Source organism: Arthrobacter sp. NPDC057013 (assembly GCF_042674585.1).
GTDB lineage: Bacteria > Actinomycetota > Actinomycetes > Actinomycetales > Micrococcaceae > Arthrobacter.
Map to the genome: position 1 here is coordinate 16807 of NZ_JBHUSE010000008.1, position 24686 is coordinate 41492.

19 protein-coding genes, 1 tRNA gene and 1 other RNA gene are annotated in these 24686 nt (G+C 66.9%); 9 read left to right on the forward strand and 12 right to left on the reverse strand.

Translation table 11 applies throughout. From position 1 onward, the window contains the following. Nucleotides 1-21 precede the first annotated feature (21 nt). Nucleotides 22-963: an endonuclease domain-containing protein gene (locus ACFTSA_RS12475; RefSeq protein ID WP_377951632.1), complete on the forward strand. Its 942-nt coding sequence runs from the start codon at nucleotides 22-24 to the stop codon at nucleotides 961-963. A 66-nt stretch (nucleotides 964-1029) separates the two neighbouring features. On the opposite strand, the gene purL is transcribed toward ACFTSA_RS12475, so the two are convergent. The 3 genes from purL to purS are packed head-to-tail and all read right to left on the reverse strand — an operon-like array spanning nucleotide 1030 to nucleotide 4392. Continuing rightward, a complete protein-coding gene (purL, locus tag ACFTSA_RS12480; protein WP_377951633.1) occupies nucleotides 1030-3357 on the reverse strand; it encodes a phosphoribosylformylglycinamidine synthase subunit PurL in 2328 nt (775 codons plus the stop codon). Further along, complete coding sequence (gene purQ, locus ACFTSA_RS12485; protein WP_377951635.1) at nucleotides 3357-4139, reverse strand: phosphoribosylformylglycinamidine synthase subunit PurQ; 783 nt, start codon at nucleotides 4137-4139, stop codon at nucleotides 3357-3359. Before purQ ends, purL begins: the two co-directional genes overlap by 1 nt. Nucleotide 4140: 1 nt before the next feature. Continuing rightward, a complete protein-coding gene (purS, locus tag ACFTSA_RS12490) occupies nucleotides 4141-4392 on the reverse strand; it encodes a phosphoribosylformylglycinamidine synthase subunit PurS (RefSeq protein ID WP_003798434.1) in 252 nt (83 codons plus the stop codon). Nucleotides 4393-4659: 267 nt separating this feature from the next. Here purS and ACFTSA_RS12495 point away from each other — a divergent pair, with 267 nt between their 5' ends. After that, nucleotides 4660-4860 carry a hypothetical protein gene (locus ACFTSA_RS12495; protein ID WP_377951636.1) on the forward strand — a complete coding sequence of 67 codons (201 nt, stop codon included), beginning with the start codon at nucleotides 4660-4662 and terminating at the stop codon, nucleotides 4858-4860. A gap of 353 nt (nucleotides 4861-5213) precedes the next feature. Beyond that, nucleotides 5214-8294, forward strand: a complete 3081-nt coding sequence (locus ACFTSA_RS12500; protein ID WP_377951829.1) for a S8 family serine peptidase — start codon at nucleotides 5214-5216, stop codon at nucleotides 8292-8294. A gap of 207 nt (nucleotides 8295-8501) precedes the next feature. Here ACFTSA_RS12500 and ACFTSA_RS12505 read toward each other — a convergent pair whose 3' ends face one another. From ACFTSA_RS12505 to ACFTSA_RS12515, 3 genes are read right to left on the reverse strand one after another with little or no spacing between them, the layout of a single operon-like run. Next, a complete protein-coding gene (locus ACFTSA_RS12505) occupies nucleotides 8502-8909 on the reverse strand; it encodes a serine protease inhibitor (protein ID WP_377951637.1) in 408 nt (135 codons plus the stop codon). Beyond that, the gene (locus ACFTSA_RS12510) at nucleotides 8906-9847 is read right to left on the reverse strand and encodes a 3-methyladenine DNA glycosylase (protein ID WP_377951638.1); all 942 of its coding nucleotides are present in this window, start codon (nucleotides 9845-9847) and stop codon (nucleotides 8906-8908) included. The genes ACFTSA_RS12505 and ACFTSA_RS12510 overlap by 4 nt, the downstream gene beginning before the upstream one ends. A 19-nt stretch (nucleotides 9848-9866) precedes the next feature. Further along, the gene (locus ACFTSA_RS12515) at nucleotides 9867-10490 is read right to left on the reverse strand and encodes an SSI family serine proteinase inhibitor (protein WP_377951640.1); all 624 of its coding nucleotides are present in this window, start codon (nucleotides 10488-10490) and stop codon (nucleotides 9867-9869) included. Between the two features lie 241 nt (nucleotides 10491-10731). Between ACFTSA_RS12515 and ACFTSA_RS12520 the strand changes: the two genes are divergently transcribed. From ACFTSA_RS12520 to ACFTSA_RS12530, 3 genes are all read left to right on the forward strand, one after another. Then, a complete protein-coding gene (locus ACFTSA_RS12520) occupies nucleotides 10732-13176 on the forward strand; it encodes a S8 family peptidase (RefSeq protein ID WP_377951641.1) in 2445 nt (814 codons plus the stop codon). 167 nt (nucleotides 13177-13343) lie between these two features. Beyond that, on the forward strand, nucleotides 13344-13583 hold the full coding sequence (locus ACFTSA_RS12525; RefSeq protein ID WP_377951642.1) for a hypothetical protein: 240 nt from the start codon (nucleotides 13344-13346) through the stop codon (nucleotides 13581-13583). Between the two features lie 176 nt (nucleotides 13584-13759). Further along, nucleotides 13760-13945: a hypothetical protein gene (locus ACFTSA_RS12530; RefSeq protein WP_377951643.1), complete on the forward strand. Its 186-nt coding sequence runs from the start codon at nucleotides 13760-13762 to the stop codon at nucleotides 13943-13945. A gap of 69 nt (nucleotides 13946-14014) precedes the next feature. Here the strand turns inward: ACFTSA_RS12530 and ACFTSA_RS12535 are convergent, their stop codons facing one another. The 5 genes from ACFTSA_RS12535 to ACFTSA_RS12555 form a co-directional block, all read right to left on the reverse strand. Next, nucleotides 14015-15373: an aspartate kinase gene (locus ACFTSA_RS12535; RefSeq protein ID WP_377951644.1), complete on the reverse strand. Its 1359-nt coding sequence runs from the start codon at nucleotides 15371-15373 to the stop codon at nucleotides 14015-14017. 116 nt (nucleotides 15374-15489) lie between these two features. After that, on the reverse strand, nucleotides 15490-16089 hold the full coding sequence (gene recR, locus ACFTSA_RS12540; protein ID WP_111902426.1) for a recombination mediator RecR: 600 nt from the start codon (nucleotides 16087-16089) through the stop codon (nucleotides 15490-15492). A 65-nt stretch (nucleotides 16090-16154) separates the two neighbouring features. Continuing rightward, entirely contained in the window at nucleotides 16155-19634 is a 3480-nt protein-coding gene (locus ACFTSA_RS12545) for a DNA polymerase III subunit gamma and tau (RefSeq protein ID WP_377951645.1), read from the reverse strand. A 32-nt stretch (nucleotides 19635-19666) separates the two neighbouring features. Then, nucleotides 19667-19763: signal recognition particle sRNA small type (gene ffs, locus ACFTSA_RS12550), an RNA gene on the reverse strand. A 106-nt stretch (nucleotides 19764-19869) separates the two neighbouring features. Further along, nucleotides 19870-20193 (reverse strand): hypothetical protein, encoded by a 324-nt coding sequence (locus ACFTSA_RS12555; protein WP_377951646.1) that lies wholly within the window; start codon nucleotides 20191-20193, stop codon nucleotides 19870-19872. Between the two features lie 76 nt (nucleotides 20194-20269). On the opposite strand from ACFTSA_RS12555, the gene ACFTSA_RS12560 reads away from it, so the two are divergent. Beyond that, a tRNA-Ser gene (locus ACFTSA_RS12560) sits at nucleotides 20270-20357 on the forward strand. Between the two features lie 65 nt (nucleotides 20358-20422). On the opposite strand, the gene ACFTSA_RS12565 is transcribed toward ACFTSA_RS12560, so the two are convergent. Beyond that, on the reverse strand, nucleotides 20423-21331 hold the full coding sequence (locus tag ACFTSA_RS12565) for an oxygenase MpaB family protein (protein ID WP_377951647.1): 909 nt from the start codon (nucleotides 21329-21331) through the stop codon (nucleotides 20423-20425). 161 nt (nucleotides 21332-21492) lie between these two features. On the opposite strand from ACFTSA_RS12565, the gene ACFTSA_RS12570 reads away from it, so the two are divergent. Both ACFTSA_RS12570 and ACFTSA_RS12575 read left to right on the forward strand, forming a co-directional pair. After that, nucleotides 21493-23052 (forward strand): M23 family metallopeptidase, encoded by a 1560-nt coding sequence (locus tag ACFTSA_RS12570; RefSeq protein WP_377951648.1) that lies wholly within the window; start codon nucleotides 21493-21495, stop codon nucleotides 23050-23052. A 674-nt stretch (nucleotides 23053-23726) separates the two neighbouring features. Further along, nucleotides 23727-24638: a phosphodiesterase gene (locus ACFTSA_RS12575; RefSeq protein WP_377951649.1), complete on the forward strand. Its 912-nt coding sequence runs from the start codon at nucleotides 23727-23729 to the stop codon at nucleotides 24636-24638. The last annotated feature ends 48 nt before the right edge of the window (nucleotides 24639-24686 follow it).

The window sequence follows — 24686 nt, forward strand, 5'->3', positions numbered from 1 at the left end:
CCTTTCTGTTCTTATGTAGCCATGAAGACCGCACGCCCGTTGCCAAACAAATTCCAGGACAGGCCCTTTACCGTTGGTGAGGCGGCCCGCGCGGGCATTACCTCGAAGCGACTCCGGCACCGCTCGCTCACCGCGTTGGGCAGGGGCATCCGGGCAGAATGCCCGACGGCGGAACTGGCGTTGAGCGTAAGGGTCCGGCCCTTCATTGAGGTCAATGAGCGATGCGCCGCATCGCACCTCACCGCGGCGGAGCTCCTCAACCTGCCGCGACGACGGCAGAAAGGGGCATCCGAGATGTACGACGTCATCAGGCCCGAGGGGGCAGCCCACCTAAACCGGCCACACGTCATCGTGCACCGGATGAAGCTGTATGACGACGAAGTCACGGTTCTCGACGGGATCCCCGTCACAACGCCGGAACGCACCTGGCTGGACATGGCGGAAATGCTGAGCGTAGACGAACTGGTGGCCATGGGTGACAGTTGTGTGCGTGTCCCGCGTCCGGAATTGGAGGGCCGGGACCAGCCGCTATGCGGGCTGGAGGACCTCCAACGAATGATCGACAGGCACAAGGGTAAACGGGGGCTTCGCAAGGCGAAGGAGGCCATCAGGCTTATCCGGGTGGGCTCGGATTCACCGCAGGAGACTCTGCTCCGACTGGCGATCGTGCGCGCGGGACTTCCGGAGCCTGCACTGAACGTGCCGATATTTTCTGAAGACGGCAGGCGCCATCATGAGCCGGACCTGTCGTACCGGCAGTACCGCATCGGCATTGAGTATGAAGGGGAGCATCACGGTGACGAGCTCCAGATCGAGCGGGACATCGCGCGGTCGGAGCGGTACTCCGCTCTGGGCTGGACGGAAGTCCGCATCTCCAAGCGCCACATGCTCAATGATGGCAAGGAGGCCGTCGCCAAGGTCCGCAGCGCGCTGGTTCAGTCCGGCTGGCGGCCAGGCCGTTAAAAACGAGTGCTCCGTGACTGTCCTTCTGACTCGTCAAAAGGACAGTTACGGAGCACTCGATGCGATCTAGCCGAAGTACTTCGGCAGGGTGGCCTCGTGGGCTTCGCGGAGAGCGTCCAGCGAAAGGGTGTCCACGCCGTTGATCTCCAGCTGTCCGCTGGCTGCGTCCACCACGCCGATGCGCAGGTGCTCGAAGCCGCGGGCGGTGCACATGTCCTTGAAGCGGACTTCCTCGGAGCGCGGAACGCTCACGACGGCGCGGCCCTGGGTCTCGGAGAACAGCGCAGTGAAGAGGTCAACGCCGTCGCGGTCCAGGACATCCTGCAGCGCGATCCGGGCGCCCACGCCGTAGCGCAGCGACGATTCCACGAGGGCCGCGGCAAGGCCTCCCTCGGAGAGGTCGTGGGCCGAGTCCACCATGCCGTCGCGGGACGCATTGATCAGGATCTCGCCCAGAGCGCGTTCGGCCTCGAGGTCAACCTTGGGAGGAAGGCCGCCGAGGTGGCCGCGCAGGTTGGACCATTCCGAGCCGTCCAGCTCGTCGGCCGTGGTGCCCAGCAGGTAGATGGCTGCGCCATCTTCCCGCCAGCCCGACGGCGTGCGGCGGGCGACGTCGTCGAGCTTGCCCAGCACTGCCACCACCGGGGAGGGATGGATCGGCGTGGTGCCGGTCTGGTTGTACAGCGAGACGTTGCCGCCGGTGACCGGGATGCCCAGCACCATGCAGGCGTCGGAGAGGCCGCGGATGGCCTCGGCCAGCTGCCACATGACATCCGGGTCCTCGGGGGAGCCGAAGTTCAGGCAGTCGCTGACGGCCATCGGCACGGCGCCGGAGGTGGCCACGTTGCGGTAGGCCTCGGCCAGTGCCAGCTGGGCGCCGTGGTACGGGTCCAGGTAGGTGTAGCGGCCGTTGGCGTCGGTGGCCAGGGCCACGCCGAGGCCGGATTCCTCGTCCACCCGGACCACGCCGGCGTCATCCGGGAACGCCATGGCGGTATTGCCGCCGACGTACCGGTCGTACTGGTTGGTGATCCAGGACTTGTCACACATGTTCGGCGAGGCGACGAGCTCGGTGACGGCCGCGGCCAGCTCCGCCGGGGCGGAGGGGCGGCCGGCGTCCTGCACGGAACCGGTGAACTTGTCGCCTTGGACGGCGTCCTGCCACTCGGGACGGGCAAACGGGCGGTCGTAGACCGGACCGTCGTGCGCCACGGTGCGCGGGTCGACGTCGACAATGACTTCGCCTTCCCACGTGATGATCAGGCGTCCGCTGTCGGTCACCTCACCGAGCCAGGCGTATTCCACGGCCCACTTGTCCATGACGGCTTCGAACGCTTCGACGTTCTCCGGCGTCACGACTGCCATCATGCGTTCCTGCGACTCTGACATCAGGATCTCGCCCGGGGTCAGGGTGGGGTCGCGCAGCAGAACGGAGGTCAGTTCAACGTTCATGCCGCCGTCGCCGTTGGACGCGAGCTCGGATGTGGCGCAGGAGATGCCTGCGGCGCCGAGGTCCTGGATGCCCTCAACCAGCGAGCCCTTGAACAGTTCAAGGCAGCACTCGATGAGAACCTTTTCGGCGAACGGGTCGCCCACCTGGACGGCCGGGCGCTTGGACGGCTTGGTGTCGTCGAAGGACTCGGAGGCGAGCACGGAGGCGCCGCCGATGCCGTCGCCGCCGGTGCGGGCGCCGAACAGGACCACCTTGTTGCCCTTGCCCGAGGCGTTGGCCAGGCGGATGTCCTCGTGGCGCATGACGCCCACGGCGAGCGCGTTGACCAGCGGGTTGCCCTGGTACACGGAGTCGAAGACCATCTCGCCGCCGATGTTCGGCAGGCCCAGGGAGTTGCCGTAGCCGCCGATGCCCGCGACCGCGCCGTGCATGACGCGGGCGGTGTCCGGGTGGTCGATGGCGCCGAAGCGCAGCGGGTCCATCACGGCAACCGGGCGGGCGCCCATGGAGATGATGTCGCGGACAATGCCGCCGATGCCGGTGGCGGCACCCTGGTACGGCTCCACGAACGACGGTGAATTGTGGGACTCGATCTTGAAGGTCACTGCCCAGCCGTCGCCCAGGTTGGTGACGCCGGCGTTCTCGCCGATGCCCACCAGCATGTCCTTCTTCATCTCGTCGGTCACCTTCTCGCCGAACTGGCGCAGGTGGTTCTTCGAGGACTTGTAGGAGCAGTGCTCGCTCCACATCACGGAGTACATGGCCAGTTCCGCGCCGGTCGGGCGGCGGCCCAGGACCTTGACAATCTCGTCGAACTCGTTGCGCTTCAGGCCCAGCTCGGCCCAGGGCAGTTCGGTGTCCGGCGTCTTGGCCGCGTTCTCGACGGTGTCGATGTTGAACTTCTTGGTCTCGGTGATCGAGCTTGTAGAGATCTCGGTCATTAGTTCGCTCCCACAATCTTGTTCAGTACCGAGGTGAAGAGACCGAGGCCTTCGGTGTCGGACCCGCCGATACCGTCCAGCGACTCGGGGCCGAAGCCCACCTCCACGGCGTGCTCCGGGTGCGGCATGAGGCCCACCACGTTGCCGGCGGCGTTCGAGATGCCTGCGATGTCGCGGCGCGACCCGTTCGGGTTGAAGCCCACGTAGCGGAACACCACGCGGCCCTCGGCCTCCAGGGCGTCGAGGGTCTTCTCGTCCGCGATGTACTGGCCGTCCTGGTTCTTCAGCGGCACCGTGATTTCCTGTCCCGCGGCGTAGTCCCCGGTCCAGTAGGTGCTGTTGTTCTCGACCCGCAGCACCTGGTCGCGGCAGATGAACTTCAGGTGGTCATTCTTGATCATGGACCCGGGCAGCAGGTGCGACTCGGTCAGCAGCTGGAAGCCGTTGCAGATGCCGAGCACCGGCAGCTTGGCGTCCGAGTTGGCGGCGTCGATGATCCTGGACATCAGCGGGGCGAAGCGCGCGATGGCGCCGGCGCGCAGGTAGTCGCCGTAGGAGAATCCGCCCGGCAGGATGACGGCGTCGACGTCGCCCAGTTCGGAGTCACCGTGCCAGAGTTCCACGGGCGTGCCGCCCGCGAGCCGGACCGCACGGGAAGCGTCCCGGTCATCCAGGGTGCCGGGGAAAGTGACGACGCCGATTCGTGCACCTGCGAGCCTGCGAGCACCAGGAGCGTCGGCGGCGACGGCGACTGCCTCGCCGATCAGGGGAAGTTCAGTCATCTCAGGCCTCGACGACCTCGACGTTCACGACGTCCTCGATCACGGGGTTGGACAGCAGGGTTTCGGCGGCATCACGGGCCTGGGCCAGGATGTCCTCGGTCACCTCGCCGTCAACGGTCAGTTCGAAACGCTTGCCCTGGCGTACAGAGCTAAAGCTGGTGAAGCCCAGGCGGGGGAGTGCTCCCACGATGGCCTTCCCCTGCGGGTCCAGAATCTCGGGCTTGGGCATGACGTCGACAACGATCCGGGGCATCCGGTAACTCCTGTGCATGTGCATTGGGTAAGGGCGCAGCGGAGTGGTGCCGTCTCACGCCATTCCTGAAATTGCCTGGCCGGTTCAAATGGCAGGGCATTCAAAGGGCATGGTGTGGACGGGCGCTCCGCGAGCTTGCATGCCTATTCTACCGGCCGCGGCGCACCACTTCCGTATCCGATGCGGCGGACGTCCGGCGGACGCCGTAGGAAGGGAAGAACGACGCCGGGTCTGGCCCGCCGTGGGCAGCCTCAGTAGGATTGCGGAATGGCTGAGAAACCGAAATCCGTCTTGTTGCCGGTGATGGCCGCCGCCGTGTTCGCCGGCCTCGGCAGGATGGTGATCCAGAAGATCAAGGCCGACCGTAAGGCCCGCCTTGAGGGCGCCGGAAAGGACAGGGTGGCCGGTCCGGTGGACGAGAAGACGCGCCAGTGGATCAGCGAGGTGGTCCGCACACCGCGGCAGTAGTTGCCCGGCCGTACAACCCCTGCAGAACAGACTTTCACTCCGCAGGCGGGTGCCCATTCAGGGCGCCCGCCTGCTTTTTGACGCCTGTGTCGAACGTAATGACAAAAAAGTAAAAATTCGTCGAATGTGCGCTATGTCATATTCGGCTCTCAGTAGGTACTGTGGGGATCGGTCAGCGATTGCTGGGATCGACAGGACCTGTCATCTTCACGTGTCGTTGCCGCCTGCGCCCGGCAATGCAGCCGGCGCTGTTCCTTTATGAAAGGTTCAAACCACTCGTGAAATCAGCAGGAAAAAGCTTCTTCCGAAGCCGGGGGGCCCGGAAAGCAGCGGCACTGGTTGTCGGCTTGCCTTTGCTCCTTTCGTCATTCGGCGCGCTGCCGGCAACCGCGGCGCCGTCGCGGGTTTCGGTTCCGGCCGCACAGCATAAGAACGTCGACCCCAACGGCTACTCCGCCGGCCGCTACATTGTGGTCCTGACCGAGAAGCCCGCCGCCACCTACGAGGGCGGCACGCCGGGCCTGCAGGCCACGAAGCCACGGTCCGGCCGCAAGCTCGACGCCAACCGGGCGGAGGTGCGCAAGTACCAGGCCCACCTCGAGGCGAAGCAGGCGGCACTGGCCGGGAAGGAAAACGTGCAGATTCGCCGCAAGTACACGGCGGCGCTGAACGGCTTCAGTGCCACGCTCACCGCCGATCAGGCCGTGAACCTGGCCAAGGACCCCGGGGTTCTCGCGGTGGCACCCGACACCGAGCAGGCCCCGGATTACTCCACCACTGACTTCCTCAAGCTCAGCGGCGCCAACGGCACGTGGAACAGGCAGTTCGGCGGCAAGGCGGGCGCCGGCAAGGGTGTAGTGGTGGGAGTCATCGACTCGGGCTACACGCCGGGCAGCCAGTTCTTCGCCGGCAAAGATGTGGCGCGGCTGAAGGGCAATCCGCAGGTGGGCGTCCCCTACCGCACCGCCGGCGGCAACATCGCCATGCTGAAGGCGGACGGCAGCACCTTCGAGGGCGAGTGCCAGAAGGGCGAAAAGTTCAACGGAACAGCCTGCAATTCCAAGGTCCTGAGTGCCAGGTACTTCTCCGACGCCTTCGAGCAGTCCGTCGCCAAACCGGACCGGGCGCCGGAAGAGCTGATCTCGCCCGTGGACGTGGGCAGCCACGGAACCCACACGGCAAGCACCGCGGCCGGCAACGCTGACGTCGAAACCTTCGTTGACGGCCGCAGCTTCGGCCTGACCGGCGGCATCGCACCGGCCGCCAAGCTGTCCATCTACAAGATCTGCTGGGAAGACAACGACCCCAACACCGGCGGCTGCTACACCTCATCCGCCGTCGACGCCATCAACCAGGCCGTCCTCGACGGCGTCGACGTGCTGAACTACTCGATCTCGGGCACCACGTCCACCACCACGGACCCGGTGTCCATGGCGTTCCTGTCCGCCGCCTCAGCCGGCATCTTCGTGGCCACCTCCGCTGGCAACTCCGGCCCGGAGGCCAGCACCGTCAACCACGGCGAACCGTGGGTCACCACCGTTGCCGCCAGCAGCTTCTCGCAGGAACTGCAGGGCACCGTGGAGTTCTCCGACGGCAGCAAGTTCCGCGGCGCCAGCATCATGAACCGTGAAGTGGCCGGAGCAGGAGTGGTCCTCGCCGCCAACGCAGCATCCGGACAGGCCGCCGACCCTGCACTGTGTGCGCCCGGATCGCTCGATCCTGCAAAGATCGCCGGCAAGGTCGTGGTCTGTGACCGTGGTGTCTACGACCGGGTGGCGAAGAGCGCCGAGGTGGCGCGGGGCGGCGGCGTCGGCATGATCCTCGTCAACCTGACCGCATCCTCGCTCGACGCCGACAAGCACTCCGTCCCCACCGTGCACGTGAACCCGCCTGCCACGGAGACCATCAAAGCCAAGGTGGCGGCGAACCCGGCCATCACGGTTTCGCTGGTCAACAAGGACACCACGGGACTTCCCGCCGAGGCACAGCCGCAGATCGCCGGCTTCTCCTCCCGCGGACCCCTCCTTGCCACCGACTCCGACCTGCTGAAACCCGACGTTGCCGCGCCCGGCGTCGCCGTCCTGGCCGGCGTATCGCCGATCGGCGCGGGCGGCGACCAGTTCGGCTTCATGTCCGGCACGTCCATGGCGTCACCCCACGTGGCCGGCTTCGGTGCCCTCATCCTGGGCAAGAACCCCATCTGGTCCCCGGCTGCCGTGAAGTCCGCCATGATGACCACCGCAAGCGACGTCAAGCTCCCAGACGGCAGCAAGAACACGGACGTCCTCGCTACCGGTGCAGGGCAGGTCGATCCGGCCCGCGTCCTGGATCCGGGTCTCGTCTACGACGCCAGCACCGACGATTACCTGCGCTTCATCCAGGGCACCGGCATGGACCTGGGCATCCAGGGACTCGGCAGCACCCGGCCCCGTGACATGAACGTCCCGTCCTTCTCGCTCGGAAACCTGGCGGGCAGGATCGAGGTCACCCGCACGGTGACAGCGCTGACGCCGGGCGTGTACAGCGCCAGGGCCAGCGTGCCCGGCGTGAAGGTGACGGTAACGCCGTCGGTCCTGTCCTTCAACGCGGCAGGCGAGAAGCGCACGTTCAAGGTGGCGTTTGAAAACCAAAGCGCCAAGCTGGGGGAGTTCGCCGCGGGTTCGCTCACGTGGCGGGGCGCCAACAAGACGGTGACCTCACCGATCGCGGTCCGGCCGCAGTCGGTGGTGGCTCCCAAGAACATTGCGTTCACCTCCAAGGGGGCCAACGGTTCCGGGAACATCGGCATCGTCTCGGGTACGAACTCGCCCGTCAACGTCACGCTCGACGGCCTGTCGAAGGCCGACTCGTCTGCCATCGAGCTCGTGCCCGGTCCCTTCCGGTACGCGGCGGACGCCTCGAACTTCGTCAAGACCGTTGAAGTTCCGGCGGGCGTGCCGCTGGCCAAACTGTCCGTGATTTCGGCGGATGAGAACGCCGACTTCGACATGGTGGTCATCACCCCGGACGGACAGGGAATCGTCGTGGCCACCTCCTCGGCGAGCGAGTCTGTGTCGATTCCGAAGCCTGCCCCGGGTACCTACCAGATGTTCGTGAACCTCTACGACAGCCCCAACCAACAGGCAACCAAGGCCTCCGTGGATGCTGCGGTCCTGGGGGCCAATGAGGGCAACGCCGCCGTGACGCCTGACCCGGTCCGCCTAGCGAACGGGCTCAGCGGCAAGCTCGCCCTCAGCTGGAAGAACCTGGCTCCGGGCTCCTACATCGGACGGATCACGTTCGACGGGGCCAGTTCTCCGACGTTCGTGAACGTTGTGGTGGCGGAGGGCGGCGCAGTCGCGGTTGCACCGGCTTCGGAAGATCCGAAGAAAAAGAAGGAACAGGGGAAGGTCCAGAACGAGGACCTGACGCGGTCACCGGATAACTCCATCTAGGAAGGTCCCGGAACCGGGCTCCCGAAAAGGGCCCCGCAGCGAAGGCCGACGGGCGTGGCGCAAAATGCCAGGGTTCCGCCGGCCTTCGCTGTGCCATGCCTCTGTTCAGGCAGGCCGCATGTGCGCTTGGCCGGAGTTTTTGTCCAGATAATGGCCGCTAAACGGCCCGGAAGTCGCGATACGTGGACAAAAACTCTTCCCGGGGGATCAGATGGCGCCGCCCGTGGATCCTGCCACGCCGCCCAGGAGCGGGGACAGGGCCCGCCAGCGGGCAATTTCACAGCCGTCCGTCAGGGAAAACCGGGAGTTCACCGTGCGGCCGTTGAAGGTGCCGGTGACCACGGCAACCTGGGGGCCGCCGTACTGCTGGGTGCACAGCTTGGGCGGGCCGGGTTCGGGGAAGAAGATCCGTTCGCCGAAGCGCCCGACGGCGGCAATCGCCGCCGCTGGGTCCGGCAGCGTTGATTCCACCAGCTGGCCGGAACGGCAGACGAGGGCAAAGACGTGTTCGGGGCCGCCCGGCGTGTGGGTGAGGGCGACGGTCAGTTCGATGTCCGTGTCCGGGTGCAGGCCGGCGTCCGGGCCCCGGCCCGGGGACGCAGGTGTATCGCTCATCGTTCCGTCTCCGTTTCCAGGCTGTCGAAGAGCGGTGTGAGGGCGGCCAGGAGCCGGCCGCGCAGCTCCTGGGCCTCAGCCGAGAAGGCGCGCTGCTGCTCGGCGTATGCCGCCTTGCCGTCCGGGGTCTCAATCGGAATGGCCGGGTAGCCCCAGTCCGTGAGGTCATAGGGGGACGCCTGCATGTCCATGGCCCGCACCCGCCACGACAGCTCGAAGCAGTCCATCACGAGTGCGCTCGGCAGGGCCGGGGAGAGCTTGTACGCCCACTTGTAGAGGTCCATGTTGGCGTGCAGGCAGCCGGGCTGCTCCATGGTCCGCTGGTTCTCCCGGCTGGGGGACAGCTCGTTCAGGGGTATGGCGTCGGGTGTGTAGAACCGGAACGCATCGAAGTGCGAGCAACGGATCCTGTTGTCCTCAACCACTTTGTCCGTGCCTGCGCCGCCCAGCCGCAGCTTGAGGTACTCGTGGCGCAGCTCGAATTTCTCCTGCCGGTAGACCATGGCCCACTCATGCAGGCCGAAGCAGCCGAACTGTGCCGGCCGGGCGGCCGTCCCGGCGAGAATGATTCGGGCAAACACGAGGGTGTCGTGCCGTTCGGCCAGGAAAGCTTCACGGTCGAATGTCACCGCGGTGCTGCCGGCGGGGAGGCCCGCGCCGGCCAGCTCACCGCCGTCGAGCGTTTTGTAGTATTTCCAGTCCCGGCGGCCGGCAGCCTCCGCTCCAAAGAGCACCACGCCGTCCCCGGGGTGCCACCGCAGCAGTTGGCCGGGCTTTTGCGTGTAGTAGGTGAAGAGGAAGTCCTCCACTGGATGCTTCCGCCCTGCTGAGCGGCGGGCAAGATAGGGATCGGCGTACCGGCGCACCCTGCGCACGTGGGCCGCTTCCCGTTCCCTCCATTCGGCGGCGGAGAGAATCTGGGCGGCGGGGATCGTCAATGCCGTGCCTGCCACAGCGCTAGAGCGCCCCGCCAGCAGCACCGAGGATGTCCTTGGCCGCGTTCCAGGCACCGATCTGGCAGCCGTCCCGCAGTGCGAAGGAGGTCTCCACCGGCGTGCCGTTGACCTCGCCGGTCACCATGGCCACCTGCGGTCCGCCGTACTGCTGCGTGCAGGAGATGCCCTTCGGCGGAGCGGCGGCGTTCACGATGGCGGCGTTGTTCTTCAAGGCCGTGCAGGCTGCGGCCGCGTTGGGGTGCTGGCTCTCGGCCATCGGTGCGCCGTCCTTGCAGACCAGTGTGTAGTTGACGGCCTTGCCGTCCTTCGACGCCTTGACAGTGATGGACAGTTCGGCATCGCCTGCGCCGGGACCGGACGGCAGGGGAGAAGCGGAAGGGGGCGCGGGCGCTGGGACCGTCGTCTCGGCGTCGGGCGGTGTAGAGCCGGGCGTCGGGGTACTGGGAGTGCCCGTGCTTGGCGTCCCGGTGCCTGGTGATGAAGTCCCCGGTGATGAAGTCCCGGGGGAGGTGCTGGTGGCCCCCGGCGTGGCCGAAGGCTGGCCGGTTCCGTTGTTCGGGGTGCAGGCCGCGAGACCGCCTGTCGCTGCGAGGGCGAGCAGCACGGAAATCAGTTGCTTGCGCATGCCGGGTCTCCTCAAGTTTTTCCCATTCTACCGTCGGGGCCCCCGGCGGTCCGGTACAGGCGGATAACGGTACGCGGCAATTGCTAACGGAAGGGTATCGATTCTTGGGGGCGTCCGCGGTATGTTTCTGACATCAACGGGTGCGCGGCATAAACAGATAGTGATGACGCCCATGGGGGGCAGAGCGTCCAGTTCGTGGGACCGAAGGTCTACAGGTCCTGAACAAAGGAAGGCATCCCCCATGATCCCTCAGCAATCCACTACCCGCCCCGGACACAGCAGAAGGCTGCCGGCCATATTCGCCGCCGTCCTTGCCATGGTCATCGGCCAGGGCCTCACCGGACCAACGGTGGCGGCACCGGCACCGGCATCGGCGCAGTCAGCCGCGGCGCTGCCGTCCGCCCTGCAGCCGGCAGCATCCCCGCTCGACGACGGCCACTACATCGTGATGCTCAAGGACAAACCGCTGGCCACTTACTCCGGCGGCGTCCCGGGCATTCCCGGGACGGCGGTGCCGAAAGGGAAGAAACTGAACCCCTCCGGCCCCAACTCGCGCAAATACGACGCCCACCTGAAAGCCAAACAGCGGCAGGCGGCAGCGTCCACGGGCGTGACCATCAACAGGAGTTACACCTTGGCGCTCAACGGCTTCAGCGCAGTCCTCTCCGCCGCCCAGGCGAAGGCGCTCGCCGGTGACACCGACGTGCTGGCCGTGGTCCCGGACAGCATGCGCAAGCCGGACTACTCGAGCACGGACTTCCTCGGCCTGCCCGGCGGCGACGGCGTGTGGGACCGGCAGTTCGGCGGTACGGATGAGGCCGGCAAGGGCATCGTCGTCGGCATGCTGGACACCGGTTATACGCCCGACAACCCGTTCTTCGCCGGGGACACCGTTGACCCGCTGTCCGGCACCCCGGACGTGGGCGTGCCGTACCGCCTTCAGGGCAACGTGATCGCCATGCGCAAGGCCAACGGCGGCACCTTCGTGGGCGACTGCGTGGCCGGCGACTCGTTCGACGGCACGGAATGCAACAGCAAGGTCATCGGAGCCAGGTTCTACGACAAGGCCTACAAGGCGGCGGTTCCTCCGGCGTTCCGCTCCCCGAGTGAGAAGTTCTCGCCGCTGGACGTCAACGGCCATGGGTCCCACACGTCAAGCACCGCAGCGGGCAACAGTGACGTCACCCAGACCGCGGGCGGGCGCGACTTCGGCAAGAGCTCAGGCGTTGCCCCGGCGGCCAAGATCGCCGTGTACAAGGTCTGCTGGGAGGGCGCCATTCCCGAGGCTACCGGGTGCGTTGAATCAGACATTCTCAACGCCATCCAGGATGCCGTCCTCGACGGCGTGGACGTGCTGAACTTCTCCATCTCGGGAAACAACAGCTCCACTGTCGATGCCGTTTCCCTCGCGTTCCTCAACGCCGCGGCCGCCGGAATCTTTGTGGCCGCCTCCGCCGGCAACTCCGGCCCGACGGCCTCGACCGTCAACCATGCCGGCCCCTGGATCACCAGCGTGGCAGCCTCGACGTTCGACAACACATTGCGCGGAACCGCGGAACTGTCGGACGGAAGCAAGTTCGCCGGTGCAAGTGTCATGAGCAGTGAGGTGGACTCAAAGCCGATCGTGCTGGCCGTGGATGTGAAGACGGCCGCCGCCCTCGCTACGGATGCGGCGCTGTGCGCGCCGAATTCGCTGGACCCGGCCAAGGTTGCCGGCAAGATCGTGGTCTGCGACCGCGGCGTTGTGGCACGCGTTGACAAGAGCGCCGAGGTCAAGCGCGCAGGCGGCGTGGGCATGGTCCTGGTCAACCTGACGCCCGGCTCGCTCGACGCCGATCTGCACAGTGTGCCCACGGTCCATGTGGGCGACCCGAAGATCAAGGACGTGGTGAAGGCGACCCCCGGCATGACGGCAAGCCTGAAGGCGACCGACACCACCGGAGCGGAACCCCCGCCCGTGCCGCAGATTGCCGAATTCTCGTCGCGCGGACCCACCCTGGCGACCAACGGCGACCTGCTCAAGCCTGACGTTACCGCTCCGGGTGTGGCAGTGCTGGCCGCGGTTTCGCCGGTCGGGTTCAAGGGCGAGACCTTCGGGTTCCTGTCCGGCACGTCCATGGCGTCGCCGCACATCGCCGGCTCGGGAGCGCTGCTGCTAGGCAAGAACCCGACGTGGTCGCCGGCGGCCGTCAAGTCCGCCATCATGACCACGGCCTACGACCTGGTCGATGCAAAGGGCACCGACGTGCATGACGTCTTTGCCCAGGGTGCCGGCCATGTTGATCCCGCGCGGTTCGACTCCCCGGGACTCGTGTACGACGCGGGCATCAGGGATTGGATGGGCTTCCTCCAGGGACAGGGAATCGACCTTGGCGTCGCCCCCATCGCTGCGAAGGACGTCAACCTTCCTTCCGTGGCGCTGGGCGCCATGTCCGGCAGCCAGACGGTCACGAGGTCGGTCACGGCGGTGACCGCAGGAACGTACCGGGCGAAGATCAGCGTCCCGGGCATCACTGCCACGGTCAGTCCGGCAGAGGTAACGCTGGCTGAGGGTGAAAGCGCCACGTTCACCATCACGTTCACCACCGCAGGGGCTGCGCTGAACACGTACTCCACCGGATCCCTGACGTGGACTTCAGGCGACAACACGGTCCGCTCGCCGGTGGCGGTGCGGCCTGTGCCGTAGCGCTGTTGGTACGAGGTAGCGCTGTTAGTACGACGGCGGGACTCACCGCTGGCGGTGTGTCCCGCCGTCGTGCATTTACCGGCTGGACGCCGGGCAGGCACTGCCCGACGGGTGATCATTAGTGCACTAATCGTTCGTATATACTTGATAGTGGCAGTAGACCCGGAATGGAGTTGGGCAGCGTGGCAAAAGAGAACGGCGCACAGCGGTTCATGCGGGCGACCGGCAAGCTCAGGGCAGTGTTTGGTCCCGCCAACAGGAGTTCGCTGGTGCACGACATGACCGAGGAGAACCGCAAGCTGCTGGCGCAGCGCGAGGCCGAGACACAGCAGTGGGAAACCGTTCACCGCCCGGACGGCAGTACCTACGTTGTGCCCCGCAACCCTGACGACAAGTCCCTGCGGTAGCAGCCGCTGAACGCTCCGCCGATGCTCCAATCCCCGGCGATTGAAGGATTCCCGGCCGGGGTTCATTTCCGGGGTCCCGGCGTAAAATAAGGGCACTGGCAACCGAAGGGCAGACGCTCCGACGCCTTCAAGCAGGGAAGGGGGTGGGACTTGTGGCACATGTGCTCAGTGGCTTCATGAACCTGACAGACAGGCTCCGGTTCGTATTCGGCCCTGCCGCCGTAGGCGATGCAGCTGCTCCGGTGGTTCACCTGCACGACGATTATGAGCATGCTTCAGAGGATGATCTGGCCCAGTTCGAAGTCGAGACCGACTCGGAGGGGCACCACTATGCTGTCCGCAAGAACGATCTGGACAAGTGACGAGCCCTTTTTGAATTGGAGAAGCCCGGTGCGTTAAACGCACCGGGCTTCTTCTGCACTGCGGAGGCCCTAGCGGCCGGTGCCGCCGTAGACGGTGGCGACGGCTTCGCTGTCCAGGTCGAACGCCTTGTGGATGGCACGGACGGCGTCATCGAGCAGGTCGGCGTGGGTCACCACGGAGATGCGGATTTCCGACGTGGAGATCATGTTGATGTTGATGCCCGCGGCGGACAAAGCCTTGAAGAACGTGGCCGACACGCCCGGGTGGGAGCGCATGCCGGCGCCGATCAGCGAGAGCTTGCCGATCTGCTCGTTGTACTCGATGCTTTCGAACCCGATCTCGGTCTGTGCAGCACGGAGGGCGGCCAGGGCGTCGGCGCCCTCGACGATGGGCAGGGTGAAGGAGATGTCCGTCCTGCCGGTGCCGTGTGTGGAGACGTTCTGGACGATCATGTCGATGTTCGAGTGTGCGTCCGCGATGACCTGGAAGATCGCTGCTGCCTTGCCCGGGATGTCCGGTACACCAACGACGGTGACCTTTGCTTCCGAGCGGTCGTGTGCAACACCGGAGATGATTGGCTGCTCCAAGGCAACTCCCTCTTGAGTCGTGATCTTGTCATCGGCGCCGGGCAGGACCCAGGTGCCTTCGTTCTGGCTGAATGAGGAACGGACATGCAGCGGCACGCCGAACCGCCGGGCGTATTCGACGCACCGGAGGTGAAGGATCTTGGCCCCGGAGGCGGCCAGTTCCAGCATTTCCTCGCTGGAGATGCGGTCGATTTTCTGGGCTGACGGAACGACGCGGGGGTCCGCGGTGTAGATGCCGTCAACGTCGGTGTAGATCTCACAGACATCGGCCTCGAGGGCGGCGGCGAGGGCCACTGCCGTCGTGTCCGAACCGCCGCGGCCAAGGGTGGTGATCTCGTTGGTGGAGCGGGTCATGCCCTGGAAGCCGGCGACGATGGCAATGTGCCCCTTGTCCAGGGCAGTGCGGATACGGTGCGGGTCGACGTCGATGATCCGGGCCTTGCCGTGGATCCCGTCCGTGATCATGCCGGCCTGGGAACCGGTGAAGGACTGCGCGGACGCGCCGAACTTGTTGATGGCCATGGCCAGCAAGGCCATGGAGATGCGCTCACCGGCGGATAGGAGCATGTCCATCTCGCGGGCAGGAGCTGCGTCGGTGACCTGGGCGGCAAGGTCAAGGAGCTCGTCGGTGGTGTCACCCATCGCGGAGACGACGACGACGACTTCGTTGCCGGCCTTCTGGGCGTCGACCACGCGCCGGGCCACGCGCTTGATGCCGTCAGCGTCAGCCACCGAGGAGCCACCGAACTTCTGCACAATAAGCTGCGCGGTGACAGCAGCGTCTGCGAGCAGCTCCTGCGGCTGCGGTTCGGTTTTCACATCGGTACTGGGCATACTCATGCGTGCACCCTCACTGGATTCAATTGGAGTTCTGGAGGCCAGGCGGCCTTGCGGCACGGCGGCATACCCAGTTTATCGCTGTGGTCCGCCCGCTGTTGAATTGTGACCCCTTGCCGTCAGCTGAGGGCGTTCCGGCGGCCCTCGAAGGCCCTGCCCAGGGTGACCTCGTCCGCGTACTCGAGGTCGCCGCCCACGGGCAGCCCGGATGCGAGGCGGGTGACGGCGATCCCGATGGACTGCAGCATGCGCGCCAGGTAGGTGGCCGTGGCCTCGCCCTCGAGGTTCGGGTCGGTGGCGATGATGATTTCCTGGACGGCGCCGTCACTGAGCCGGTTGAGAAGTTCGCGGATCCGCAGCTGTTCCGGGCCGACGCCGGCGATCGGATTGATGGCGCCGCCCAGCACGTGATAGCGGCCCCGGAAGGAGCGGGTGCGCTCCACGGCCAGCACGTCCTTGGACTCCTCCACGACGCAGATGACGGAGGGGTCACGCCGCGGGTCGCGGCAAATGTTGCACAGTTCCTGCTCGGTCACGTTGCCGCACGCGGTGCAGAACTTAACCCGCTCCTTGACGGTGGTGATGGCCTCCACCAGCCGCTTCATGTCCTGGGGGTCTGCCTCCAGGATGTGAAACGCCAGTCGCTGCGCAGACTTCGGTCCCACACCGGGAAGGCGTCCGAGCTCGTCGATCAGCTCCTGAACTGCACCCTCGTACACGTTTTCCTCGATTGTTTGGTTGAAATTGGCCGGTGCCGCCAGTCGCGGCGCCGGAACGTTGCGGGCTAGTGCCGGGGGATCAGGGGGCTGCCGTCCAGTGACCGTTCTTCCACGAGCTTTCCGCCCAGAATACGCTCGACGGCGGCACGGCCAAAGACGCCCGATTCCTCGATGGTTTCGTCGTCCGCGCTGGGGATGTCCTGCACGTATGGCGCAGGTTCCTCCGTGCTCCGCGCAGGCGCCTTGGCCCGGCCCGCCTCGGCCTCCGGGCTGGTGGAGAGCCTCTGGTAGAGGCTCAGCTTGCCCCTGGCGGGAGCCTCCGATGCCGGCTCCGGGGCAACGGTGCGGGCAACGGCAACTTTTGGCCCGGCTTGAACTGTTGGCCCTGGCTGAACCGCCGGCCCTGCTTGAATCGCGGGTCCTGCTTGAATCGCGGGTCCTGCTTGAATCGCGGGTCCTGCTTGAATCGCGGGTCCTGGGCCGGGTGCGAACACGGGCACCCTGACCGGCTCGGCGTCGGTGGAAGCAGCCACGGCGGGCGCGCGGACACCCTGGGTTGGGGTGGGTGCCCCGTACTCGTTGCTGGCAGCGGCCGGGGCGGATGCCATGGCGTAGGCAGGCTCGAACTCCGGGGCACCGTGCCCGGCAGTATCCGGCGCACTCTCCGCAGGGGCGCTCTCAACCGGGACGCTCCCAGTTGTGGCGCCCTCAACCGTGGTGCCCGCCGCCGGGCCGCCGCTGTTAGGCGGCTGGGCGGTGGCCGGTGCATAAACGGGTGCAGTGGAGCCAGTCGACTCCTCGCCGCCGTGCTCGTCAGCTGCTTCCTGGTATTTGCCGACGTTGCTCTCGGAACTGAGAGCCCACACGCCGGGGGTCTGCTCCACAGCACGGGACCACGGATCGGCAGAGGTGACCGGAGCGGGCTGTCGGTCCGCCCGGACCGGGGCAGAAACCTCTGCACGGATTTGCGGCGCCGACGGTGCGGTCCCGACAGGCGCCTTGATCTCCGGCGACCTTATCTCCGGCGCTGCCGATGGTGCGGGGCTGCCCTGCCACTGGCGTGACGGCTCCCAGTCCATGGGAGGCTCTTCGTCCAACGGAGGTGCGTCCTCGTCGAGCGGAGGGCCCCAGTCGTCATCCGGATAGGAATAGTCGCCGGCTTGCTGCTGCAAACCGTGAGCCGTCTCCTGTACGGCAGCCTCGGTGGCCGGCTGCTGGGCGGCCGGCTGCTCGTCGGCGGGCGCGTCCGGTGCATTGCCTGATGCTCCAGCAACGCTGCCGGTGGCGGCAGGAACGGCGGAGGCCGATGGCGCAGAAGCGCTGGATTCGCCGGCAGCACGTCCGGCGCCCGCTGGGGCGGCAGTGTCAGACGGGGACGCCGTGATGTTTGGCCCTGACCACTGCGGAGCGGAAACCGCTGAGGCCGCCGACGACGGAGAAGCCGCTGCCGCCGGGCGTGCCGGGGCGGGCTCCGGCCGGGAGGGGCCGTCCGAGGCAGGGGTCAGGCCCCAATCGGCGTCGGTGGTGGCAGCCGGGATGTCCCGGCTAGTAGGCGCTTTTGGGTTTGGCTCAGAGCTCGCTGAGCTGCCGGCGCCTGCCACCGCGGTGATCTGGCAATCAATGCCGATTGTTTTGTGAATGGCCTGGCGCAGATTCTCCGAGTGGTCGGCCCTGCCGAAGGCGCCGGCCAGCCCCGAGGTGCTGAAGACGAGCGTCAGGACCTGGCCGTCGAACTGGCCCACTTGGGCGTTGGGCTCCACGAGCGCCCACGTGCTCCGCTTGATCTTTGCCAGGGTCTGCAGAACCTCGGGCCAGGCGCGGCGGAGAACCTCGACGTCGGCATGCGACCCCGCTGCAGATGCACCGGCAGAGGGGTTGCCCGCAGAGGCTGTGCCGGAAGAGGGCTGGGCGTGGGCCTCTTGGTGCTGGGGCTGTTGGTGTTGGGTCTGTTCCGGCCGCGGGGCGGACGCCGGCGGCTGTGAAGCCGCGGGGCGCTGGGCGGCAGACTCCGGGGCCTGGCCGCCGTGTGAGTCCGGGGCAGTGCGGCGGTTTCCTGCGGCGGCGTCATCCATGGGCCAGTCACCAGTGGTGATCCGCGGTGCCGCCAAGGCTTCCCGTCCGGGTGCGGCCTGCGCCGCAGATGCTTCCCGCCCGGGCGAGTCCTGACCGGCGGGTGCCGCATGAATGGTGGGCGGACCCACCTGCGGCGCGCTCTGCGCAGGGGGAAGTGCGTCAGGAGCTGGAGTTGATGCCGCACGAGCGGTAACCGGAGCCGGAGCCGCAGGAGCGGCAACCGTGGCCACAGCAGGCGCGGCGGCAGCCGGCGCGACAGGGGCCGCCCCAACCGCAGCGGCGGGAGCACCGGCGTCGGACCCGGCGTAGTTCAGGCGCCGCTCCACGCGGTCGATCCGGGCTGCAATGCCGCGCTCGGTCTGCTCGGAGCTGGGCAGCAGGATTCGGGCGCAGAGAAGTTCGAGGTGCAGGCGCGGCGAGGTGGCACCCGTCATCTCCGTCAGCGCGGTATTGGTGACGTCGGCGGCACGCGACAGCTCGGCCGCGCCGAGGTTGTGTGCCTGGCTCTGCATCCGGGCAATCTGGTCGGCCGGCATGCCGCGGAGGATTGCGTGGGCGCTTTCCGGCATGGCCTGCACGATGATGAGGTCGCGGAAGCGCTCGAGCAGGTCCTCCACGAAGCGGCGGGGATCATGCCCGGTTTGGATGACGCGGTCCACGGCACGGAAAACCGTGGCGGCATCGGACGCGGCGATCGCTTCGACGACGTCGTCCAGCAGCGAGGCGTGGGTGTACCCGAGCAGTGCCACGGCGAGTTCGTAATCAAGGCCGTTGGGTCCGGCGCCCGCCATGAGCTGGTCCAGCACGGACAGTGAGTCCCGCACAGAGCCCGCACCGGCGCGGATCACCAGCGACAAAACTCCGGGGGCCACGGGGACGTTTTCCTGGTGGCAAAGCTGCTCGAGGTAGGCCATGAGCGGCTCCGGCGGCACCAGCCGGAACGGGTAGTGGTGTGTACGCGAGCGGATGGTGCCGATGACCTTGTCCGGCTCGGTGGTGGCGAAGATGAACTTGATGTGTTCCGGCGGCTCTTCGACGATTTTCAGCAGGGCGTTGAAGCCCGCAGAGGTGACCATGTGGGCCTCGTCAATGATGAAGATCTTGTAGCGGTCCCGCACCGGGGCGTAGGTGGCGCGTTCCCGGAGGTCGCGGGCGTCGTCCACGCCGCCGTGGCTGGCGGCGTCGATCTCGATGACGTCGAGGGAGCCGGCCCCGCCGCGGGCAAGTTCGACGCAGCTGGGGCAGACGCCGCATGGCGTGTCCGTGGGGCCCTGCGCACAGTTGAGGCAGCGGGCCAGGATGCGTGCCGACGTGGTCTTGCCGCAGCCGCGGGGACCGGAGAAGAGGTAGGCGTGGTTGACGCGGTTCTTGCGCAGCGCCGTCATCAGCGGCTCCGTGACATGTTCCTGCCCGATAACGTCCGCGAACGAGTCCGGGCGGTACCTGCGGTAAAGGGCAGTTGTAACAGTCACAGGGAAAACCTACCTATAGGGACTGACATTAAATAAGAGACCCCTCATGCACCCGCCAGAGCCCATCTACCCTTGCTACCTTCCGGTCCTGGGGGAGTTCAACAGGATGACGCCACATGAGGGGCCGTCAGATACTTTACCCGAACTTTGGGCGTGGCCCGAATCGGCCCCGGCGGGGCGACGGCCGGGCAGCAGCGGGGCCGCGGCGCGGCGGCAGCTGGCACGCGCCGTCGTCCTAGCGGTGCCCGTTCACGGGCCAGCTCATGAACGCCGGCTCCTCATAGGGGTGGGCCCGGCGCAATCCCTGCACGACGGCGTCGAGCACGTCCTCTTCCACGATGCATTCGATCCGGACCTCGGGAACCTCTTCCGGCTCGCCGGCCTGACCGATGTATGGGCGGGCTGCGGGCAAGGGGGTAAAACGTCCCGTGCCCGGCGAGGTGAAGGAGCAGTGCGTGTAGTCACCCAGCCGGCCGGCACCGGCATCTCCGATGGCGGTGAGCACCGCCCCGGCGTGGGAATCGGGAACGTAAATGACGAGTGCATGCAGCGGGGACATGGCACCATTTTGGGCCGATTGGGAGATGCCGGAAAGTTCAGGTATTCTAGTATCTGCTTTTGGTTCAAGAGCAGCTGGAGAATTCGCCTAGCGGCCTATGGCGCACGCCTGGAACGCGTGTTGGGTTAACGCCCTCGGGGGTTCAAATCCCCCATTCTCCGCCATCGGAAAACCCGGTCCTGACGTTGTCAGGACCGGGTTTTCTGTTCCCGCAGAGCTGCGGAAGAGGTCACGCCACGCCGAGCCTCTGGAGCCGCTCATGGGCGGCGAGCCGGCTCGGGCTGGCCGGCCCCAGTGCAAGACGGACGACGGCGAGGGTCACCCGGGCGGCCAGCCTCACCGGCAGCGGCAGGGGACCAAGCCGGGCAGTCTGCAGTCCGAGCAGCCGGCGGTATTCAGGCTCCAGGCTCAGGACGGCAGCCTGGAACAGGATCCGGTACCCCGGTTTCAGCAAGGGATGCAGGGGTGGGTTCCGGATGAACGCAACCGTTTCCGCGACCCGTTCATCGCCGCGAAGAGTCCCGGCGGCAAGCGTTTCCCGGAGCTCCCGGTTGAGGGCGGTTTTGCTCTCCGGCGGGAACTCCACGCCCATCAGCCTGCCCGCCTCCGCCCATTCACGGACGTAGGCATCCGGGCCGCCGGGAATGGGGCCGTCCCACAGCTCGTGCGCGCGGAGAAACGAGTCCGTGAAGGTGTTGTGGACCCACCGCACCAGTTCCGGGTCGTTGGCAGAGTATTTCCGGATGGTGCCGCCGCCGTCGACATATGTGCCGTTGACGGACTCGTGCAGCCGCACCACCCTGGTGGCAGCCGCCTGGGCCTCCGCGGTGGACCCGTATGTGAGGGCGTGGATCCAGGCTGTGGTCCGGGCCAGCCGGCCCAGCGTGTCCTCACGGAAATTTGAATGGTCGTACACCCCGGCGAGGACTCCGGGGTGGAGACTCTGCATCAGCAGGGACCGGATACCGCCGACGATCGTGGCGACGCCGCCATGGACCGCCCACACCGCAGAACCGGGGAGGAAGTACCCGGCGTCGTCGCCCTCGGCAAACTTCCGCGCCCAGTCCGGAAGAGCATCCGGGCTGCCGGTCAGCGTGCGCTTCAGTTCGGCCTGCCATTCCGTCAGCAAAGTCCGCATATCCCATTCTCCCCCGCCGCATGCCGCGCGGTTAAGCCTATGAAACCGGACGCTTTGGCCCCCCAGTTTTAGGGGTTTCCCCTGCCTTTGGGCTGTGGCCACAATGGAGGACACGCTCGTCGAGATAGGAGTTTGGCGGGTAACCGATCCAGGAGAATTTTGTGGCAAATCATGGGGGACACAAGCACGCACCGAGGGTGATCGGCCCAGGCCGGATCGCCTTGCGGAGCCTTTCCGCGGCCGTGGTTGTCGGCTTCTCCGTCTTTGCCTTCGGGTTCCAGGGGCCCGCCGCCTCGATCCAGCAGCCCGTGGGTGCCGGCATCCCGATCGCCCCTCCCACGGGAATCGTGGGGCCGGAGCTCCTTGATCCGGACACCGCCGCGCCGGGGTATCCCATCAGCGGCTCCGGCATCGCCGCGCCCGCGAAGACTTCCACCGGACGCACGGTGTCGGGTTCCACCGTTAAGGCGACCAGGACGGGCACCCCCAAATCACCCGGTGTGGCCTCCTCCGCACTGCAGCGGCCCGCAGCCGGCTTCCTCATGGCACCCCTGGAAGTGCTCACCCCCAGCTCACCGTTTGGCCAACGGCGCAGCCCCATCACCGGCGAACTGGGCGAATTCCACTGGGGCCAGGACTTCGCCGCCGCCTGTGGCACGCGCGTCTATGCAGCCGATTCCGGCGTCGTCCGGGCCGCCGGGTGGCACCCGTGGGGCGGCGGCAACAGGGTGGAAATCGACCACGGCAACGGCCTGATCACCACCTACAATCACCTGCAGGGCATCGCCGTCGAAAAGGGCGACCATGTGAAGGTAGGCGAGATTATCGCCGAGGTTGGCACCACCGGATCCTCCACCGGCTGCCATCTGCACTTCGAGGTGATCAAGAACGGCCAGCACGAGGACCCGATGAAGTGGACCCTGCTGCCCATCCGGCAAACGGACCAACTGACCCCCGCCGTGTTCACCAGCTTCGAAGGCGGCGCCGCCACCACCTACGGGTGGGCCATCCCCAACATCCCCGGCAACAGCGGCCCGGGCAACACCGACGACGGCCTGACCCCGGTCACCGCAGCAGCAGTCGCCAATCCCCGCAGCCGCCCGTCAGCCTCGGCAGGAACCAGGCTGGTTGCCAGCTCGTCGACCTCCGGCTCCGCCTCCTCCCGTCCGTCGACGTCCAGCCCGGCGGCCACGCCCACGCCCACCCCCAAGCCGTCCGCACCGAAGCCGCCTACAACGACCAAGCCCAAGCCCACCCCGACGCCGACGCCGACACCGACCCCGACGCCCACTCCCACCCCAACGCCGACTCCTACACCCACCCCAACGCCGACTCCCACCACGCCGCCGGCGGACCCGGCTCCGGCTGACCCGGTTCCGGCTGACCCGACTCCCACCGACCCGGCGGTCCCGGCCGACCCCGCGCCGCCTGCACCCACCGAGCCGGCAGCACCCTCCGCGCCGATCACGAATTCCGAACCTGCCCCGACGGAAGTTGCCCCTGTCGAGCCCGCTCCGGCACCCGCACCGGATCCGGTCCCTACGCCCGCGGCCCCCGTCACCACGGCTCCGGCTGTGCCGGCGCCGGCGCCGGTTCCCACGTCGGAACCGGCAGCACCCGCGACTTCGCCAAGTGCCGCGCCAACTGAGGAAGCTGCCGCGGCAGCGGCGAAGGCCGCAGCAGAAGCTGTTCCGGCGACGGAGCCCACGGCAGCGCCGTAAACGGTGGCGGGCAGCCGCCGTCGGGCTGTTCGCTTGCCGGGGAAGCCAAATGGTGAGGAGGTCCAGGGAATGCAACGGAGACCAAAGCCGTTGTCATTACTGACAGCCATGTACCCGGCGAGAGAGCACGATGTGACTTCCCTCCAAACGATTCCGCCGATACCCGACGGAACACACCCGGGTTTCGGTTGCCCTGCCGGCGATGCCGCGCAGGCGGCGGATGCGTCCGCCGACGGCGGATGTGCCGGCTGTACCGGATCCGCTGGGTGGGTGTCCTGCCCGGCGAAGCCGCACGCCGTCGCCGTCCTTTCAAACCGTCCCACGCGAGGTAAGCCGGGCACGTTCCGGAAGAGTCTTCCGCCCGGAAACTACCGGGGAGGTTCCCCATATCTCTCTGTGCGGCGCAACCGCCGGGCGCATAGCCCACTGTCTGCCGGTTACCGGTGGAACGCGGCAAAATCACACCATGCGCGGCGAAACAACGAAGCGGTCATCGGACGGTGACCGCGCAAGGAAACGAAAGCGAGGAAGGTAGCCTGAGAGCGGCGGCGGTGTTGTAATTTTTCAACATGCCAACTCCCGTTTCCCCCCAGTTCGCTTTTTATCTGGTTGGATAGAAGGTACTGAGAGGGACACAGGAGGCGCCCCGCTTCCTAACTACCGCGAAGGCAGCAATGGAGCTCATCGAGGCCGAGCACCCCCGGCCACGCCATTTTCTACTCCACCTGAGTGACACCCATCTGTTGGGAGGTCCGGACCCCCTCTACGGCGCAGTTGACAGCGAAGCCCGCCTGATCCAGCTCTTCGATGAGGTTCAGGCCTCCGGCGCGCGCCCGGAAGCCGTGATTTTCACCGGCGACCTGGCGGACAAGGGCGACCCCGAGGCCTATGCCAAGCTCCGCGCTGTCGTGGAGCCTGCATGCCGGGACCTCGGGGCCCAGGTCATCTGGGCCATGGGCAATCACGACAACCGCGTCAACTTCCGCGCCGGCTTGTTCGACCAGCACGGCAACGACGACCCCGTCGACCACAGCTACTACGTCAACGGGTTGCGGGTCATCACCATGGATACGTCCGTGCCCGGCTACCACCACGGCGAGCTCAGCGACAACCAGCTGGACTGGCTCGCCGGGCAGCTGGAGACTCCCGCGCCGGACGGCACCATCCTGGCCCTGCACCATCCGCCGGTTCCGTCGGTCCTGGACCTGTCCGTGCTGGTGGAGCTCCGCGACCAGGCGTCCCTGGCAGCTGTGGTGCGCAACTCGGATGTCCGCAGCATTCTTGCCGGCCACCTGCATTACTCCACGACGGCGAGCTTCGCCGGCATCCCCGTCTCGGTGGCTTCAGCCACGTGCTACACCCAGGACCTGAATGTTCCGGTGGGCGGCACGCGCGGCCGCGACGGCGGGCAGGCCTTCAACCTGGTGCACGTCTACGAGCACACGGTGGTCCATTCGGTGGTGCCGCTGGGCGCCACCCCCACCGTGGGCGAGTATGTCAGCCCCGAGGAGACGGAACGCCGCCTGGCCGCAGCCGGGATCCGCATCCCCGAAGGGGCTAAACGGCCGATGCTGACCCGGAAGTAGGGTCCTTAGGTACAGGAAACCCCGCCGGATCTGGAAGGGCCAGATCGG